The sequence below is a fragment of the Flavobacterium tagetis genome (genome assembly GCF_016735615.1).
Classification (GTDB): domain Bacteria; phylum Bacteroidota; class Bacteroidia; order Flavobacteriales; family Flavobacteriaceae; genus Flavobacterium; species Flavobacterium tagetis.
In genome coordinates this window covers 660,898-678,307 of record NZ_JAERSF010000001.1, presented here as the reverse complement: position 1 = coordinate 678,307, position 17,410 = coordinate 660,898, and the positions used below count along the sequence as shown (strand labels likewise).

16 protein-coding genes are annotated in these 17,410 nt (G+C 32.7%); 6 read left to right on the top strand and 10 right to left on the bottom strand.

From position 1 onward, the window contains the following. Window position 1: 1 nt before the first annotated feature. From JI750_RS02940 to JI750_RS02915, 6 genes are all read right to left on the bottom strand, one after another. Window positions 2-2,782, bottom strand: a complete 2,781-nt coding sequence (locus tag JI750_RS02940; protein ID WP_201998866.1) for a TonB-dependent receptor — start codon at window positions 2,780-2,782, stop codon at window positions 2-4. Continuing rightward, window positions 2,783-3,526, bottom strand: a complete 744-nt coding sequence (locus JI750_RS02935) for a hypothetical protein (protein WP_201998864.1) — start codon at window positions 3,524-3,526, stop codon at window positions 2,783-2,785. It lies immediately after the preceding gene. Between the two features lie 313 nt (window positions 3,527-3,839). Beyond that, window positions 3,840-5,984: a polyribonucleotide nucleotidyltransferase gene (locus JI750_RS02930; RefSeq protein ID WP_201998862.1), complete on the bottom strand. Its 2,145-nt coding sequence runs from the start codon at window positions 5,982-5,984 to the stop codon at window positions 3,840-3,842. 179 nt (window positions 5,985-6,163) lie between these two features. Beyond that, window positions 6,164-6,430 carry a 30S ribosomal protein S15 gene (gene rpsO, locus JI750_RS02925; protein WP_008466503.1) on the bottom strand — a complete coding sequence of 89 codons (267 nt, stop codon included), beginning with the start codon at window positions 6,428-6,430 and terminating at the stop codon, window positions 6,164-6,166. Between the two features lie 174 nt (window positions 6,431-6,604). Beyond that, window positions 6,605-7,297: a toxin-antitoxin system YwqK family antitoxin gene (locus JI750_RS02920; protein WP_201998860.1), complete on the bottom strand. Its 693-nt coding sequence runs from the start codon at window positions 7,295-7,297 to the stop codon at window positions 6,605-6,607. 33 nt (window positions 7,298-7,330) lie between these two features. Continuing rightward, window positions 7,331-7,786 (bottom strand): XrtF-associated fRMsr-like GAF protein, encoded by a 456-nt coding sequence (locus tag JI750_RS02915; protein ID WP_201998858.1) that lies wholly within the window; start codon window positions 7,784-7,786, stop codon window positions 7,331-7,333. Window positions 7,787-7,856: 70 nt separating this feature from the next. On the opposite strand from JI750_RS02915, the gene xrtF reads away from it, so the two are divergent. From xrtF to JI750_RS02885, 6 genes are all read left to right on the top strand, one after another. Next, window positions 7,857-8,393, top strand: coding sequence for an exosortase family protein XrtF (gene xrtF / locus JI750_RS02910; RefSeq protein WP_201998856.1), 537 nt, complete (start codon window positions 7,857-7,859; stop codon window positions 8,391-8,393). Further along, window positions 8,383-8,829: an exosortase F system-associated membrane protein gene (locus JI750_RS02905; protein ID WP_201998854.1), complete on the top strand. Its 447-nt coding sequence runs from the start codon at window positions 8,383-8,385 to the stop codon at window positions 8,827-8,829. Before xrtF ends, JI750_RS02905 begins: the two co-directional genes overlap by 11 nt. Window positions 8,830-8,875: 46 nt before the next feature. Next, window positions 8,876-9,274, top strand: a complete 399-nt coding sequence (locus JI750_RS02900; RefSeq protein WP_201998852.1) for an HYC_CC_PP family protein — start codon at window positions 8,876-8,878, stop codon at window positions 9,272-9,274. A 119-nt stretch (window positions 9,275-9,393) separates the two neighbouring features. After that, window positions 9,394-11,400 carry a TonB-dependent receptor plug domain-containing protein gene (locus JI750_RS02895; protein WP_201998850.1) on the top strand — a complete coding sequence of 669 codons (2,007 nt, stop codon included), beginning with the start codon at window positions 9,394-9,396 and terminating at the stop codon, window positions 11,398-11,400. 29 nt (window positions 11,401-11,429) lie between these two features. Further along, on the top strand, window positions 11,430-11,771 hold the full coding sequence (locus JI750_RS02890; protein ID WP_201998848.1) for a heavy-metal-associated domain-containing protein: 342 nt from the start codon (window positions 11,430-11,432) through the stop codon (window positions 11,769-11,771). 135 nt (window positions 11,772-11,906) lie between these two features. After that, entirely contained in the window at window positions 11,907-12,587 is a 681-nt protein-coding gene (locus tag JI750_RS02885; protein WP_201998846.1) for a DedA family protein, read from the top strand. A 261-nt stretch (window positions 12,588-12,848) separates the two neighbouring features. Here JI750_RS02885 and rodA read toward each other — a convergent pair whose 3' ends face one another. Genes rodA through mreC form a run of 4 tightly spaced genes read right to left on the bottom strand, consistent with a single transcriptional unit; the run spans window position 12,849 to window position 17,401 of the window. Continuing rightward, complete coding sequence (gene rodA / locus JI750_RS02880) at window positions 12,849-14,084, bottom strand: rod shape-determining protein RodA (RefSeq protein ID WP_201998844.1); 1,236 nt, start codon at window positions 14,082-14,084, stop codon at window positions 12,849-12,851. Between the two features lie 17 nt (window positions 14,085-14,101). Next, window positions 14,102-16,075 carry a penicillin-binding protein 2 gene (gene mrdA, locus JI750_RS02875; protein WP_201998842.1) on the bottom strand — a complete coding sequence of 658 codons (1,974 nt, stop codon included), beginning with the start codon at window positions 16,073-16,075 and terminating at the stop codon, window positions 14,102-14,104. Further along, a complete protein-coding gene (locus JI750_RS21980) occupies window positions 16,072-16,578 on the bottom strand; it encodes a rod shape-determining protein MreD (RefSeq protein WP_236672961.1) in 507 nt (168 codons plus the stop codon). Before JI750_RS21980 ends, mrdA begins: the two co-directional genes overlap by 4 nt. After that, window positions 16,571-17,401, bottom strand: a complete 831-nt coding sequence (gene mreC / locus JI750_RS02870; protein ID WP_201998840.1) for a rod shape-determining protein MreC — start codon at window positions 17,399-17,401, stop codon at window positions 16,571-16,573. Before mreC ends, JI750_RS21980 begins: the two co-directional genes overlap by 8 nt. Between the last annotated feature and the right edge of the window lie 9 nt (window positions 17,402-17,410).

The following is a 17,410-nucleotide window of genomic DNA, read 5'->3' as shown; positions in this document are numbered from 1 at the left end:
TTTAAAACTTGAAATTATAAGTAATGCTTGGAATTGGAACAGAGAAAATAGATGTTTTGTAAGCTTTAATCTGTCCTTTATCTGTAACAAAAAACACAGAATAAGGATTGTTACGCCCTAACACATTATAAACTGAAATATTCCAAAAGCTATGAGCCAACTTTTTGATTTTATGATTTCCTTCGATATTCAAACCGAGGTCAAGTCTGAAGTAATCAGGAATTCTGTATTTGTTACGATCGCTATAAACGGTATATTGCTCGTTGCCATAATCGTATCGTCCGATAGGATACGTAATTGGTCTACCAGTTTGATAAGTAAAGTTACTTGAAAAACTATAACGCTTTGTAATTTTATAGTTTAAAACAGCGCTAAAATCATGAGGCTTGTCAAAGTTTGAAGCAAAGTACTTTCGGTTATTTACTTTTTCTTCATTAAACTGACTGTCAAGTTTTATTAAGGATCTTGAATATGTATATCCAAGCCATCCGTTTAATTTTCCAACCTGTTTTTTAACTAATACTTCGACTCCATAAGCTTTTCCTTCTCCTTGTAAAAGTTCGGTCTCAATATTTTCATTTAACAATAATTCTGCACCAACTTTGTAGTCTAGGATATTTTTAGATCTCTTATAATATCCTTCTAAACTAAATTCAATATCGCCACCTTTTAGGTTTTTGTAAAAGCCTAGAGAAACCTGCTGAGCACTTTCTGGTTTAACATTTAAATCAGAAAGTTTCCAGATATCTGTCGGAGACTGCGTTGTGTTATTTGATAATAAATGAATATACTGATAAGTTTTATCATAACTTGCTCTTACAGAGAAATCGTCTGCAAGGAAATATCTAGCGGCAATTCTAGGTTCTAAACCTCCGTATCTTTTAATTACTTCGTTATTGCCATATGTTTTGGTGTCAATTACAGTTGCATCGCTAATAGGAACATTGTCTTCGTAAATTCGCTGAGTAGATTTTCCTAAGGCAGCAAAAGTTGAATAACGTAAACCAAAGTCAAGTAAGAATTTGTCACTTATTTTAAAATTATCTCCAATATATGCTGCAGATTCTAATCCTTTTTCTGTTTCAACATCAATCGGAACTAATGTCGATTGAGGGTTTGTTGGATTTAAATATCCTGGGTCAACAGAATATAGTTTTGTCGATATACCATAGCTGAATTTGTGTTTTTCGTTATATAAATAATTCATTTTCAGCATTGCCTGAGTCTCATTGATTTTATAGCCAAAATCAAAATTATTAACGCCTTCAGATTGGTAATCAATGTTGAATTTGTATTCACTATTAGTAACAATCAAAGAACCTTTGTTTTTCTCATTGAAGGTATGGTTCCATTTTAAAGTCGCTAATCTATTACTGTATTTATATAGTGAATCTGATGATACACTAAATTTATCATGGCTATAGTAAAGTGTAGATTCAATATCATTTTTAGCGTTTATTTTATGATTGTATTTAAGGATGAAATCATAAAATGAAGCTTGGCTATTTTTTAAATTTTCATCGTCTAAGGTTTTTAAAATCCAATCAGAATAAGTTGCTCTTCCTCCTGCAACTAAACTAGATTTTCCTTTTACAATAGGGGTAGAAAGCATTAAATTACTGGTTACTGGCCCGATACCTCCTTCTCCTTGAAACTCGTCGAAACTTCCAGTTTTAGATGTAATGTCAAAAACAGAAGACAACCTACCTCCAAATTCAGCAGGAATGCTACCTTTATAAATATCAACTTTTTTAGTCGTATAAGGATTTAAAGCTGTAAAAAAACCAAAGAAATGCGACGGGTTATATAAAGTAGCATGATCTAATAAAAATAAGTTTTGATCTTCTTTACCACCTCTAACATTATATCCAGAAGAACCTTCTCCAGCAGTTTTTATTCCAGGCATAGTTAGGGCTACTTTGAGAATGTCACGCTCACCAAGTACTAGAGGAACGTTTTTAATTCCTTCAGCATCAATAGTGGTTACGCCAGTAATGGCAGCTTTTGCTGTTTTGCTTTTGTTTGTTTTAATTAAAACTTCATCGAGCTGATTTATATCTTCGGTTAACGAAAAGTTTAATGAGCCATCATTGTAAACCATGATGTTTTTAGTCACTTTATTATAAGAGAAAGTTTCTGTTTCTATAACGTTTAAACCTCCAGGCACTTGCAAGCTGTAATGTCCTTTTTTATCTGTAGTGGCAGAATATTCTGTGTTTGGTATTTTTACCAAAACATTTGCAATTCCAGCATTGTTTTTTCCGCCTCTAATAATACCAGATAAGGTGTAGGTTTTCTTTTTCTGATTTTTTACTTCTTTACCAATTAAAACAATATCTCTAATATTTTTATTTGGGTTTCTTGAATTGGTTTTTTTGATCGAATCATACTGCTGATAGAAAATTGGGCTGATCATTCCGTTTTCGTCTCTTTCAAGAGGAATTCCGAAATAATCATCTGGCAATTGACTATAGATGATACTGTTGTTTGTAACTATAACTTTGTTTTCTGAAACATAAAAGTTGAAACTTGTGTTTTGAAAAACATCTTCCAAAACTTCACCAATTCTAACTTCTTTATATTGTTTAGATATTGAAGTACTGTCGTTTTCTAGCCATTTTTCATCAAAATAGAATTTGTAATAAGATACTTTTTCGATGTCTTGAATGGCAGTTTTTATATTTGCATTTTTAAATTCAACTGTTATTTTGTCGCTAATTACTTGGGAATAAATTATTTGTTGAAAGGCGATTAAAAATAGAATAAGAGTAATTTTTTTCATTTAATTAGAACTTTTTTTTAAAAGACCATTGATTTGTTTTGCTAGATTTTCCATGAATTTCATCTTATCGGAACGTTCTAATTTTTTATCAGTATTATAAAAATTACTGATATCTTTTTTGTAGTCAGGGAAAATTTTCTTGAAATCTTTTTCTGATTCTACTTTGTAGAAATGGCTGTTGTACTTTAGGAAGTAATTGATTTTATAGATGAAATTGTAGTAAACCCCATCTGACTGGAAAACTTTTACTTTTTCTTTATAATGTTTAATATAAAGAGAAACGTTGTCGCCCGCATAGCTTTCTTCATAAAAGCCTTTGGTAATGGCAATAGCTTTATTTGAATCAGGTTTTATGTTGACAAACTTTTTGTTTTTAATGAAAAAATAATCAACCTTTTCGCTGATTAAATTAATCGGTAAGTTTTCTGAAGATCCAGTTTGTTTGTAAACAACTTGGTCAGTTAAAATGTCATATTTAAGATTAACATTAGAATAAATTTGGCCTTCAAAACTAATATCGCCAATATTAAACTCTTCAGCATAATATCTGTTTTTACCAGCAATTGGGCGAAAAGGTTCGCTATGAACTATTCCGTTGTTAATATTTAAATTGTCTTTTCCGACTGTTTGGTCGAAGTAATCGTATAATGAAGATTTTTCAGCAGATTGTGAATGTAAATACGATATGTTTAACAGGCTTGCAAATAACGACAGGTAAATCGCTTTTTTTTTGTAATTTTTCAAAGGAAATGTGATTTTTTTGTTTTTGGATTGATTGGGTTCAAAAGTATTAAAAAAATGTTATAAAAATCACGCCACAGTGTTAAAATGTAATAAAAATTCTATGGAATTCGCCTCAAAGAGGAAAAAACTATATTTATAGTATATTTAAAGCTTGAAAATATAGAGTAACTTGATAAGTTGTATATTCTGATAATTTTTAGTTTTCTAACCATTAAATAAAGAAATAGGGAGCAGCTTTTTTAAATTGAAAAACCCCAATTCGATTAAGAATTGGGGTTTTCTATAAATAAACCTTTAGTAAACTAAGATCTGATTACTCTTTTTTATCCTCACGTGGAGGTCTTGGAACAAGTGCTTTTTTAGACACTTTTTCTTTTTTAGTTTTAGGGTCAACACCTAAGTATTTCACTTGGAAAACATCTCCCATTTTAACTACGTCAGCAACGTTTTCAGTACGTTCCCAAGCCAATTCAGATACGTGAAGCAATACTTCGTTTCCTGGTGCAGCAGTATATTCAACTACAGCTCCAAAATCAAGCATTTTGATTACTTTTACTTCGTAAGCTTCCCCGACTTGAGGTTTGAAAGTTAAAGCATCAATTTTAGCTAATACAGCTTTAATACCAGCTGGATCAGTTCCTAAGATTTCAACTACTCCTTGCTCGTCTACTTCGTTGATTACGATAGTAGTTCCTGTAGCTTTTTGTAATTCTTGAATTACTTTTCCTCCAGGACCGATTAATGCTCCAATAAAGTTTCCAGGAATAGTTCTAGTAATGATTTTTGGTGCATGAGCTTTTACTTCTGCTCTTGGTGTAGCAATAGTTTCAGTTAATTTTCCTAAAATATGCAAACGTCCATCACGAGCTTGTGCTAAAGCTTGTTCCATAATGTCATAACGCAATCCTTCGATTTTGATATCCATTTGACAAGCAGTAATACCGTCAGCAGTTCCAGTTACTTTAAAGTCCATATCTCCTAAGTGATCTTCGTCTCCTAAGATGTCAGACAATACAGCAAATTTCTCACCGTCAGTAATTAATCCCATAGCAATACCAGAAACTGGTTTTGTCATTTGAACTCCAGCATCCATAAGAGCCATTGTTCCAGCACAAACAGTTGCCATAGAAGAAGAACCATTAGATTCTAATACCTCAGAAACAACACGGATTGTGTAAGGGCAATCTGCAGGAATCATATTTTTTAAAGCTCTTTGAGCTAAGTTACCGTGACCAACCTCTCTTCTTGAAGTTCCTCTTAATGGTTTTGCTTCACCAGTAGAGAAAGGAGGGAAGTTATAGTGTAAGTAGAATTTCTCTTCACCTTGCTCAGATGGAGAATCGATTTGGTTAGCTTCTTTAGAAGTTCCTAAAGTTACTGTAGCCAAAGCTTGAGTTTCTCCACGTGTAAATAAAGAAGATCCATGTACAGATGGTAAATAGTCAGTCTCACACCAAATTGGTCTGATTTCTGTAGTTTTTCTACCGTCTAGACGAATTCCTTTTTCAAGAATTACGTTACGAACGGCTTCTTTGTTTGTTTTGTAGAAGTATTTTCCAACTAAACCTGCAAGATCTGCATTTTCAGCATATTCTTCTTCAGTAAATAAAGCTTTTGCTTCTTCTTTTACAGCTGCGAATTTTTCGCCTCTTTCAGCTTTTCCAGAAGCTTCTTGAGCAATTGCATAGCATTTATCGTAAGCAGCAGCTTTTACTTTTGCGTAAACAGCTTCGTCTTCAATTTCTCCTTCGTAAGTTCTGTATTCTTGAGAGCTTAATTTTGCTCTTAATTTTTGTTGAGCAACAATTTGAACTTTAATAGCTTCGTGAGCAAATTTAATTGCTTCAACCATTTCGGCTTCTGAGATTTCTTTCATTTCACCTTCAACCATTGCAACAGAATCCATAGAAGCTCCAATCATCATGTCGATATCAGACTTTTCTAACTCTTCTCTACTTGGGTTGATTACTAATTTTCCGTCGATACGTGCAACACGTACTTCAGAAATTAAGTTGTAAAATGGAATGTCAGAAACAGCTAATGCTGCAGATGCTGCTAAACCAGCTAATGCATCTGGCATAACATTGTCATCGTGAGACATTAATTGAATCATAACCTGAGTTTCAGCGTGGTAATCGTCTGGGAAAAGCGGACGCAATACACGGTCAACTAATCTCATTGTTAATACTTCGCTGTCGCTAGGTCTAGCTTCTCTTTTGAAAAATCCTCCTGGGAAACGTCCTGCAGCAGCAAATTTTTCGCGGTAATCTACCGTTAATGGTAAAAAGTCAACACCTGGGTTAGATGTTCTTGCAGAAACTGCAGTTGCCAAAAGCATACAATTTCCTAAACGTACAACAACTGAACCATCGGCTTGTTTTGCTAATTTACCAGTTTCGATTGAGATGCTTCTTCCATCTCCTAAATCGATAATTTCTTGTGAAACTTGTGGAATCATAAATTTTTCCTTTTTGATTATACAATGGGTTTTAGTTGTGTTGTAGTTGTTGTTGTGTGTAGTTGTTGTTATCTAAAACCCAATGAAAAACCAAACTTTTTTTCTTGTAATATGCTTATTATAAATAGCTGTAATGTAAAAACAAAAAGAGGCACTCTCGCACCTCTTTTCTATATTGATTATTTTCTGATATTCAATACTTTGATAATCTCACGATATCTGTTGATATCTTTCTTTTTCAAGTAGTCCAACAAAGCTCTTCTTTTACCTACTAATAGTACAAGAGAACGCTCAGTGTTGTAATCGTGACGATTTTTTTTCAAGTGTTCAGTTAAGTGAGAAATTCTGTAAGTGAACAACGCGATTTGACCTTCTGCGCTTCCAGTGTTTGTTGCACCACCGTGTTGTGCGAAGATTTCTTCTTTCTTTTCTTTAGTTAAATACATTCCAATATTATTTAATGATTTTTATGTATGTCAATACAACTTTTGTAAGACGGGTGCAAAATTAGATTAAAAAAACAGAAAAATCAAAAAAAAATAGAAGAATCTAAAAATAAGGAGTAATAAATTTGCTTTTAATGATTTACATTCTCTTTTTTGACTTGTTTCGGTAACCTTCTACTTTAATTTCTGAGTTTTTTTTCCAGATTGTTTTTCATTGAAAGAGGAATATGAGAATTTGACATTGTTTGCATCGGTGCTTACGCCCGAAATTAATACCCCACGATCGTAATTGTCTACAAAAGTAATTTTTCGAACAGCATCATTTCCTTCCCAGACACCTTGTTTCAACCCGCCTTTTAGAGGTCCTTTTTGCGTTACAAATTGATCAGTTTCCTCATAATCTCCATTTCCATCAACGACAGTCTGACTTTTATTTTCGTCCCAGCAATTAAGGATCAAAGTTTGTGTTTTTTTCGTTTTCGGATCCCAAAGATTCTGTTTTTCACACTTTTTACTTTGATTTTCGTACCAATTAATTTCTTTTCCGTTTTTATGATCATCAGAATAATTGACTACGGTTTCTTTTGCCCCATTTTTATAGTAGTAAATAAATTCTCCGTCTTTTTTTAAAACATCACGATCTAGAGTAGAACCTGTCATTCTCTTTCTGCCGTTTTTATAAAAATCGGTTACTACATAACGTGTGCTTTTTTGAGAATAATTGGTAATTACTCTTGTATAGGCATAGTTTTCTGGAGTGCATTCATGATTTAAGGAGTCTAAAAAGATTTTTTTAGAAACCATATTAATTTGTGCAGACAGATGAACTGAAATTATCAGAAAGAAAAAGAGGAGAGGTCTTCTCATTCAGTGCTATTTTTTATCTTAAAAATAGTTCTTCTAGAATAATTTAGCAACTTCTTGATTCACAAATTCTAAAAATCTTTCGTCGGCTTCTGTAAACGGATCAATTACGTGGCTGTCAATGTCAATCTGACCAATGTTTACCCCATTAACAAATAGAGGGACTACAATTTCTGATTTCACAGTTAAACTGCAGGCAATATAATTGTCTTGTGCTTTTACGTCAGGTACAACAAAATTAGCATTGCTTTCGGCAACTTGTCCGCAAATTCCTTTTCCAAACGGAATAACAGTATGGTCAGTTTCTGCACCAACATAAGGTCCTAAATGTAAAGTTTTAGCGTCGTGATTAGCAAAATAAAATCCAACCCAGTTGTAATATTCCACGTTTTCGTTTAAAAGCTGGCATATTGCCAATAATTTACCGTCTCTATCTGTTTCATTACCAGCTACAATTGTGCTTATTTTTGGTTGTAATTCTTGAAATGTCATAATGTAAAATTTTATACAAAAGTATTTAAAGCTGAACTCAAAAAATACATAAATTTGAAAAAAAAATCTCTTGAAAAAATATTTAGTCCGGTTTAAGCCATTCCTGATTTTTGTAAGCATCTTTTTTCTGACATATATTGTTCTTACACTGCTTTATAAGTTGTTTTTAAACAGCTATCAAGCTGAAGAACTTGATGCTGTAACAACACTAGCTGGACAAAATTCAGAACAGCTGCTAGAACTTTTTAATTACGATATAATAATTCAAAAAAGCTCTCAAAATCCTTGGCAGGAGATTATCTTAAATGGCAAATTTATAGCTCGTATAACAGAAGGGTGCAATGCTGTAAGCGTGATGATACTTTTTGTGTCGTTTGTTGCCGCTTTTTCCGGAAACTTGAAAAAGACACTTCTCTTTATAATCTTAGGGCTTGTATCTATTTATATTTTGAACGTCATTAGAATTTCACTTTTGATAGTCCTTGTATATAATTTTCCTCAATACACTCGATTTCTGCATGGTACTTTTTTTCCTTTGGTGATTTATGGGTATGTCTTTATTTTATGGATTTTCTGGATTAATAGATTTTCAAAATATGCTAAATAATTTAAAAGAAAATAAATCTAAAATCTTTGTTGCAATTATTGTTGTAATTGGTTTTGCGTTGATTAGGACATTTGAAAGAAAATTGTTTTATGATCCTTTTCTAAAATACTTTGAGGCTGATTTTCATTCGAGCCCTTATCCTGAAGTAGAAACTTTAAAGCTTTTCTGGTCGCTTTTTCTTCGTTATTTTCTAAACTCTGCACTATCTCTATGGTTAATTTATGCCCTATTTCAAGATCGCGATATTTTTAAATTTAGCCTGTTTGTATATGCCTGCTTTTTGGTTATGCTTTTAAGTTCGTTTTATATTATATTGAACTTTTTTCCAGATTGCGCTTGGCTTCTTTTTTATGTGAGAAGATTTATAATTCAGCCAATTTTGGTGCTATTGTTTGTTCCAGGATTTTATTATCAGCTTCAAAAAATTAAAAAATAACATTTGTTTTGGTTTTTTATCGGCAGTTTTTAAATAGCTTTGCAGTATGAATTTGAAAAAGTGTACAGGTCTGTTTTTGGCGTTCCTTTTATTGGTTTCCAATATAGGGTTTGCTTTTGACGTACATTATTGTGGCGGAGAAATTGCTTCGGTTTCTTTAAAAACTACAGCAGAACCTGTTGTTGAAAAGAAATGTTGCGGTTCTAAAGAGAAAGAAAACTCTTGCTGTAAAGACAAAGTTGTTCATTTCGAAAAGAAATCAGACAATGCTACTATCAAATTTTTCTTTTTTCAATTTGCTTTCCCAGCAGTTATACAAGATTACAAACCTCTAGTCTTTTTAGAAATTCCAAGTTTTAAAAAGAAAGAAGTTCTTTCGTATTATGCTGATGCGAATGCACCTCCCTTATTTAAATTATATCATCAGTATATTTTCTATTCCTGATTTTAATGTTAAGATGCAATGCAAGTCTTGATTAAGGCTTCGCATTTACATTTTGATTGTTTTGTTCTTGAAAAAAACATCAAAAATGTAATTCTATTTAAACATTAAAATCAATTTTTATGCAAAAAAATATAATGCTTTTTGCGGCGTTTTTGCTTTCTGTTTGTGCCTTTTCACAGGAAGATCTGCAAGAAGTAAAAATTACTAAAAAGCAAAAAGGAATTAAAAAATCCTTTACAGTAACAGCCAATACATCTGTAATTACCAGTAAAGAACTGCTTAAAGCAGCTTGTTGTAATTTGGCCGAAAGTTTTGAGACTAATCCGTCAATCGATGTTAATTTTTCCGATGCTTTAACAGGAACTAAGCAAATTAAAATGCTTGGTTTAACTAGTCCTTATTTAATGATTACAGAAGAAAATATTCCTTCTGTTCGAGGAGCATCTCAAGCTTATGGATTATCATTTACGCCAGGAACTTGGATTGAAAGCGTTCAAATTACTAAAGGAGCGGGGAGTGTTATAAATGGTTACGAAAGTATTTCGGGTCAGATTAATACAGAACTTTTAAAACCTTTAAATGATATTCCTTTCTTTCTGAATGCTTATGGTTCCACAGATTCTCGTTTTGAATTAAATACTCATTTCAATAAAAAACTATCAGATAAATGGGCAACCAGTTTATTTGTGCACGGAAATGCACGTGTGGCAAAAAATGATATGAACAAGGATGGTTTTCTCGATAATCCGTTAGGAAAACAAATCAATGTTTTAAATCGTTACCAATATTACAATCCAGAAAGCGGTTTGGTGAGTTTTATCAATTTCAGGTATATGAATGATAAAAAACAAACTGGAGAATTGGACTTTGATAAAGATCGTGATCGCGGAACAACCAATTATTGGGGATCTGAAATTAATACTGAACGATTTGATGTTTCAACAAAAATTGGATATGTTTTCAAGGATATGCCGTATCAAAGTATCGGATTTCAAAACGCATTTAATAGCCATAAACAAGATTCTTATTATGGTTTAAATGAATATGACATCAAACAGAATAGTTTTTATTCTAACTTGATTTTCAATTCCATCATTAATAATACGATGCATAAGTTTTCAACTGGTTTGAATTTTACTTATGACCAATATCAGGAATTTGTAAACCTAACAGATGTAAGCAGAATTGACAATTCAGTTGGTGCTTTCTTTGAATATACTTATGATAATACAGATAATTTCAGTTTGATTCTAGGAGGAAGAGTAGATAATCATAACCGATTGGGAGTTTTTGTTACGCCAAGACTGCACATGAGATATAATCCTTGGAAAAATGGAGTAGTTCGTTTTTCTGCAGGAAGAGGAAAGCGTTCGGCTAATATCTTTGCCGAAAACCAACAGCTTTTTGCTAGTTCAAGAACGTTCACAATTTTAGATTCTAGTGGAAAAGTATATGGTTTAAACCCAGAAATTGCATGGAATTATGGAGTGAGTTTTTCGCAGAAATTTCGTCTTTTCAACAGAAATGCCGATGCAGGTTTTGATCTTTATAGAACCGATTTTCAAAATCAGGCAGTTGTCGACGTGATGCAAAGTCCGCAACAGGTCTTGTTTTATGATTTGAAAGGAAGTTCTTTTGCAAATAGTCTTCAGGTTGAGTTCAATTACGAATTGATTCATAATTTAAACTTAAGAACAGCTTATAAATATTATGACATTCAGACTGATTATTTGAGAGGAACATTCCAACGACCGCTTCAGGCTAAACATCGTTTCTTGGGAAATTTAGAATATGAAACAACGATGAATAATGATAAGCAATGGAGGTTTGATTTTACATATAATTGGTCAGGAAAACAGCAATTGCCGTATACGGCTTCAAACCCTTCAGAAGATCAGTTTCCTGATTTTTCACCTTCTTATGCTGTAATGAATGCACAAGTAACTCGAGTTTTTTCTCCAGTTTTTGAAGTGTATGTTGGGGGAGAAAATATAGGGAATTATAGACAAGAAAAAGCAATTTTAGGGGCAAATGACCCTTTTGGATCTAATTTTGATGCGTCAATTGCATATGCACCAATTTTTGGACAGATGTACTATGCAGGACTTAGATTTAAAATTAAATAACAATTTCAATAACAATAAAATTAAATACAATGAATAAAATAGTTTTAATCGCAATGATGATTTTTTTAGGCTTTTCAGCTCAAGCTCAAACTAAGAAAAACAAGAACTTAAAATATACAACAGAAGTAAATGGAAACTGTGAACAATGCAAGAAGCGAATTGAAAAAGCGGCTTATGGTGTTCCGGGAGTAAAAACAGCAAGCTGGGATGTGAGTTCGCATCAGCTTTCGGTTATTTTAAACGAAGAAAAATGTTCTCCTTCTGACTTGAATAAAGCAATTGCAAAAGCAGGTCATGATACTAAGGAAGTTAAAGCGACTGTAGCAGATTACGACAACTTGCATAGCTGCTGCAAGTACGTGAGAGAATAATTTGAAAAAGAAGCCCAGACAAATTGTTTGGGCTTTTTTTAATAGTTAATTTATGTTTAAAATACCGCATTTTATTGTGGTTAAGGTAAATTATTGTTACTTTCACGAACTTATAAGATAACCAATTTTCCTTTTATGAATAATTTTGAATGGACCCAGTTACTAAACCCTGAATTTTATATTACTTTAAGCGTTGGAGGTTTTCAGATTGGGTTGTTTATCGTTCTGTTTATAGTTTTTGCTGAAACAGGACTTTTTGCAGGCTTTTTTCTGCCTGGAGATAGTTTACTTTTTTTGGCAGGTATTTACAGTCGCGATCTAATTGAAAATGTTGCCTACATTCCAAATGATTTTTTAAATGTGTTTTTGCTTGCTACAGCAGTTGCTATAATGGGGGTTTTAGGTAATATGACTGGTTATTGGTTTGGTGCAAAAAGCGGTTATTATTTATTTAAAAAAGAAGATACCTTCTGGTTTAAGAAAAAGTACTTATTGCAATCAAAAGACTTCTTTGAAAAATATGGAGGAAAAGCAATTATATATGCGCGTTTCCTGCCAATTTTCAGAACGTTTGCTCCAATTGTTGCTGGAATCGTTTCAATGGACAGAAAGAAATTTATGTTTTATAATGTTTTGAGTTCTTTCCTTTGGTCATTTATATTGATTTTCGCAGGACATTATTTATATGGCGTTTTCTTAAAACAAGGAATAGATTTAAAGAAACACATTGAATATATCATTATTATAATCATCATTATTTCGACATTCCCTGTTTTAGTGAAACTTTTGAAAAAGAGACCACACGAAGAGATATAATTTAATAAGAAATAAAAAAAAATCCGAAGCTTAAAACTTCGGATTTTTTTATGCTTGTTGTTTAAAGTCTGTTTTCTTATTGTATGGATTATTCTATTCGGATCTAAAAAAGAAAGTAATAGAGCAAAATATAAAATTAAAAAAGCTGTAATTAGTTCTTAAAACGTAATTACAGCTTTTATATGAAATTTATTTATAGTTTAATATAAGAGATATTTTGAATTGGAATTTAGGATTTGAAAATTGAATGTTTAAAAACTTTTACCATTCATTTACTTTATTCGCATCCATTTTAAGGAAAATAAACAGCAAAATAGTGAATCCCCAGAGTCCAGAACCTCCGTATGAAAAGAACGGCAGAGGAACCCCGATTGTTGGGAAAATCCCAATTACCATCGCGATGTTTACAAAGAAATGGATAAAGAGAATCGCGGCAACACAATAACCATAAACCCGGCTAAACTTCGTCTTCTGTCTTTCGGCTAAGTAAATTACTCGAAGCAATAAACTCACAAAAAGTAGAATAACAACAAAAGAACCTGCAAAACCCCATTCTTCACCAACAGTTGTAAAAATATAATCGGTATGTTGCTCAGGAACAAATCCTCCTTTTGTTTGTGTGCCTTCAAGAAAGCCTTTTCCGATCCATCCTCCAGATCCGATGGCAATTTCAGACTGGTTAGTATTATATCCAATACCTTTCATGTCTACAGTTTTACCTAGTAAAATATTGAAACGATCCCTGTGGTGCTGTTTAAAAACGTTGTCAAATACATAATCAACAGAAAAAACAAATCCAGAGATTAGGATTAATAAAATTCCGCTTAAAATGATATTTCTGTCAACTACTCTGCCTTTAAAATGTATAATGGCTAAGACTATAAAAGCCATTCCGATAACGGCATATGGTTCTAGAACTAAAGTAAGAACGAAAAGAACAATGGTTATAAATGCTGTCCATACATACCAAGAAGGCAAACCTTCTCTATATAAAACAAGGATGAACGCACTATAAATTAAAGCACTCCCAGGATCTGGCTGTGGTAAAATCAATATTACTGGCAATAGCATAATGGCTAAAGCCTGAATTTGTCTATTAGTTTCTTTTAAGTTTATTTGTGTGTCACTCAAATATTTGGCCAATGCAAGAGAGGTTGCAGCTTTTGCAAACTCAGAAGGCTGTAAAGTAAAACTTCCTATGGCGTACCAGCATCGCTGTCCTGCTATGGTTTTTCCAAAAAGAAATAATCCTGCAAGGGATAATAAGGAAACTCCGAAGATGATGCTCGCATATTTTTCGTAAAATTTACCATCAACAAAAAGCACAACAAATATCAACGGAATAGTACAGCAGATGAAAATAAGCTGTTTTTGATACGTTCCATCGGTTGATAATAAAGAGGACGAATAGATATTCAGCCAGCCTAAAGTTACCAGTGCAATGTAGATAAAGACACTTATCCAATCAATATTATTTTTTACACTTTGATTTTTCATTTGAAATAATCCTCTTCTTAGTTTTTCTTAGTTGTGTCTACTGCTGTTTTTTTGACTTCGGTTTTTGGTGCCGTTGTAACTGGCGCTTTTGGCTTTATAATTTTTGCTTGTAAAACAGAATCTTTTGGTACAGACTCTATTTTAAGAGCATCGCTTATTCCGCCGACTTTAGCATATTCTGAAAGTAAACTTTTATTTAATACTCTTATTTCTAGGTCGGTTCTTGTAATTTTCTTTCTTAGATATTTTTCAATCATTAAACTCGCAACCGGACCTGCTACTGTTGCTCCAAAACCTCCATTTTCAATCATAACTGCAATCGCAATTTTCGGATTGTCTTTTGGCGCAAAGGCAACAAATATAGAGTGGTCTTTAAGCTGTGTTCTTTTACCGTTTATTTTGGCAAAGTTCTCGGCCGTACCTGTTTTTCCACAAATATCGATTCCTTCTACCCTAAGGCTGTAAGCTGTACCTTTATTGTAAACATCAAATAGTCCACTGATAACTGGCGGGAAATATTTTTGATCGATCGTAGTCACGTGTTTTGTGGTGAACTTTTCGTCTATCTTTTCTCCTTCAATTTTTTTAATGATGTGAGGAGTGTAATAATAACCCTGATTTGCGACAGTTGCCATCATATTCGCTAATTGGATAGGGGTCATTAAAACCTCTCCTTGTCCAATCGCATTAGATACAATTGTTGAGCTTCTCCATCCTCCATTAGGATAAATTCTTTTATATGTTTTAGAAGTTGGAATATTTCCTCGTTTTCCAATAGGCAAATCGTATCCCATAAATTGTCCTAAGCCAAAACTTTTTATATGACCGCTCCATACATCAACAGCATGGCCAGGATCCTTGTACTTATTGATTGTAAGCATGTATGCTTGTCCAAAATAAGTGTTACAGGAATTGTAAATTCCGTTATGTAATTGATGCGGACCAAAACCGTGGCATTTCATGAATCGGCCTCCGCCATAACTAAATCCGTGATGACACATAAAAGTAGTCTGCTCATTTACTACACCTTCTTGAAGTGCAACTAAACCTGTAAGGATTTTGAATGGTGAACCTGGAGGGTACTCTGCTAAAAGTCCTCTGTCATATAAAGGTTTTGCAATAGAATCGTGATATAAAAGCGTATAATTTTTAGATCTCTGACGTCCTACTAAAATACCTGGATCATAAGAAGGAGCAGTAACCAATGCTAGAATTTCTCCAGATTTAGGTTCAATGGCAACAATTCCTCCTCGCTTATTAATCATCAATTCTTCACCATATTTTTGAAGTTCGGCATCAATAGTTAAATTGATATCTTCTCCAGCTACGGCGATAGTATCGTATTTCCCTTCTTTATAAGGACCAATTTCTCTGTTATATTTGTCTTTTTGAATGTATTTTACACCTTTTATTCCGCGTAAAATCTCTTCGTAGCTTTGTTCTACACCTTGCTTTCCAATTAAATCTCCACTGTTGTAATATGGATTCTGCTCAATTTGTTTTTCATTTACCTGAGTAATAAAACCAAATATGTTGGCACCGTAATCAACTTCATAATCACGAAGAGAACGTTTTTGAAAATAGAAACCATCATATTTTCTGATCTTTTCTTGAAAAGCGGCAAATTCATTTTTATTCAGCTGAGATAAAAATACAGAAGGAAGTCTTGGGCTATAGACTTTTGCCTTTTCAATGCGCTTATGATATTCTTCTTCAGTAATATTCAAAAGAGCACAAAACTCGGCAATATTTAGGTCTTTTTTTATATCTCTTGGAATAACCATGATATCATAAGAAGCCTGATTCGCAACAAGAAGTTTCCCGTTACGATCATAAATATAACCTCTTTCAGGATAGTCATATACTTTTTTTATCGCATTATTTTCTGATTTCAGTTTAAAAGAATCATCAATAATCTGCAGGTAAAAAATCCTAATCACTAGCAAAGACGCTGCAATAATAATTATAGTGGGCAGCAAGACTTTTCTCATCGTTTATTGGGCTTAATAAGATAAATTATTATTATTGAGGTGATTATAGTAAAGATAGAACTAAATAAGGTTCGGAGTAAAATGTCCCCGATAAATTTAAATTGAAATGTTTCTAAAACAAATAATACAATATGATGCATTAAAACCGAAACTAGTATAAATGAAAATCGCTCTGGTGTTAAAGATTCATTTAGTTTAATAGTTTGGTATTCATAACTTAAACCAAAAGAAAATTTAAAAATGTAAGGCCTGTAATAGGCTAAAATAACGCAAGCAGTTGCATGTACACCTCCAGAATTGCAGAACATATCCATTGTAAGTCCAAGTAAAAAACTAGAAACAATTAAGCCTGCTTTATTGCTGTTTACGGGGTATAGAATAATATACAAGATATACGGAAAAGGACTTATATATCCTAAGAAATTCATATTGTTGAAGATAACAATTTGAATTGCCAGTAACATAATAAATCGAAAAATATTGACTAACAGAGCGCTATTCATTTTTTTCCTTGTTTTTGTTTTCTAAGTTAATAAGTTCCTCTCTGTCTTTGCTCTTGATAATATATACATGACCCAAGTTTGTCATATCGTTAAATAACTTAACTTTTATAACATAAAAACTTGTGCCTTCTTTTTTGTATATAACATCTACTGTTCCGATATTGATTCCTTCTGGGAAAATAACAGATTGTCCTCCAGTAACAATGGTGTCACCTTTTCTAATTGATGCTAATCTTGGTACATCTTCTAACTGAACAAATCCTGTGCTTTTTCCATCCCAAGTTAAAGAACCAAAGTGATTGGATTTTTTGATTTTAGCATTAATATGTGACTTCATATTCAAGATACTCACAACAGTTGAGTAATTTGCAGAAGTATTGTCTACTACTCCGACAATACCTAAGCTGTTGATAACTCCCATATCTTGTTTGACTCCTTCTTTGCTGCCGGAATTTAAAGTGATATAGTTTTCGTGTGTATTGTATGTGTTATGAATTACTTTTGATACAATGATATCAGCAGGTTTTATACCTTTAATACTATCTGGCAATGGTGCTTTGGTAGTGTCTTCTTTGTTAAACAAAAGACTTTTTAACCTTGCATTCTCTAATACAAGCTCATCGTTTTCGGCTCTTAAATTCAAATATTCGTTTACACGATTAATTCTTTCATAAACACCTCCGCTTAAAAAATTAGCCGAACTGATTACTCTGCTTCTGTGGTAGGAATGCGATTGAATTGTGAGCGTCAACGAAATACCTAAAAGCAGCAAAAACAGCAATCGATTACTGTTTCTTATAAGGAAATTAAATATTTGCTGCATTTCTTGTCT

What these genes read in the sequence shown, in the direction of transcription:
- mreC (WP_201998840.1), bottom strand. Translation starts at nt 17,401, where the DNA reads ATGCAGCAAATATTTAATTTCCTTATAAGAAACAGTAATCGATTGCTG.
- JI750_RS02890 (WP_201998848.1), top strand. Translation starts at nt 11,430, where the DNA reads ATGAATAAAATAGTTTTAATCGCAATGATGATTTTTTTAGGCTTTTCA.
- rodA (WP_201998844.1), bottom strand. Translation starts at nt 14,084, where the DNA reads ATGAAAAATCAAAGTGTAAAAAATAATATTGATTGGATAAGTGTCTTT.
- JI750_RS02895 (WP_201998850.1), top strand. Translation starts at nt 9,394, where the DNA reads ATGCAAAAAAATATAATGCTTTTTGCGGCGTTTTTGCTTTCTGTTTGT.
- JI750_RS02905 (WP_201998854.1), top strand. Translation starts at nt 8,383, where the DNA reads ATGCTAAATAATTTAAAAGAAAATAAATCTAAAATCTTTGTTGCAATT.
- JI750_RS21980 (WP_236672961.1), bottom strand. Translation starts at nt 16,578, where the DNA reads ATGAATAGCGCTCTGTTAGTCAATATTTTTCGATTTATTATGTTACTG.
- JI750_RS02940 (WP_201998866.1), bottom strand. Translation starts at nt 2,782, where the DNA reads ATGAAAAAAATTACTCTTATTCTATTTTTAATCGCCTTTCAACAAATA.
- JI750_RS02900 (WP_201998852.1), top strand. Translation starts at nt 8,876, where the DNA reads ATGAATTTGAAAAAGTGTACAGGTCTGTTTTTGGCGTTCCTTTTATTG.
- JI750_RS02930 (WP_201998862.1), bottom strand. Translation starts at nt 5,984, where the DNA reads ATGATTCCACAAGTTTCACAAGAAATTATCGATTTAGGAGATGGAAGA.
- JI750_RS02920 (WP_201998860.1), bottom strand. Translation starts at nt 7,297, where the DNA reads ATGAGAAGACCTCTCCTCTTTTTCTTTCTGATAATTTCAGTTCATCTG.
- mrdA (WP_201998842.1), bottom strand. Translation starts at nt 16,075, where the DNA reads ATGAGAAAAGTCTTGCTGCCCACTATAATTATTATTGCAGCGTCTTTG.
- rpsO (WP_008466503.1), bottom strand. Translation starts at nt 6,430, where the DNA reads ATGTATTTAACTAAAGAAAAGAAAGAAGAAATCTTCGCACAACACGGT.
- JI750_RS02915 (WP_201998858.1), bottom strand. Translation starts at nt 7,786, where the DNA reads ATGACATTTCAAGAATTACAACCAAAAATAAGCACAATTGTAGCTGGT.
- JI750_RS02885 (WP_201998846.1), top strand. Translation starts at nt 11,907, where the DNA reads ATGAATAATTTTGAATGGACCCAGTTACTAAACCCTGAATTTTATATT.